General features: G+C 35.5%; 1 protein-coding gene. It reads left to right on the top strand.

From position 1 onward, the window contains the following. Positions 1-190, top strand: a 190-nt coding sequence (locus tag CWB78_RS18905; protein WP_212750867.1) for a hypothetical protein, incomplete at its 5' end; no start/stop codon positions are given. Positions 191-341 lie beyond the last annotated feature (151 nt).

Genomic DNA, 341 nt, shown 5'->3' on the forward strand with positions numbered 1-341 from the left:
AGATGAATTTTCGAGTGATACTCTTTATCAACCTGAGAGTCATGATGAAGTTCAATATATTCAGCTAAGCCAGAATGATAGAGTACTAAGAAGTCTGGTGTATAGCTGTATACTTTTTATTCTATTGTCAATTCTATTTGCTCAGGCTGGGGGGCAAACAGCTTCACATAACGGGCACATTAAAGTTTAAAAGCCAGGATCAGATCCTGAAATGACTCGGGATTAAGTGCGCACTGATTTTTAGGGCAGTAAAATCGTAAAACAAATCGCACTATGAGAACGTTAGAGTTAGTCTTTTTAACGGTAATAATTTTAACTCCCAAAAATTAAATGTATTTACA

The sequence above is a fragment of the Pseudoalteromonas sp. S1612 genome (genome assembly GCF_005887175.1).
GTDB classification, from domain to species: Bacteria; Pseudomonadota; Gammaproteobacteria; order Enterobacterales; family Alteromonadaceae; genus Pseudoalteromonas; species Pseudoalteromonas undina.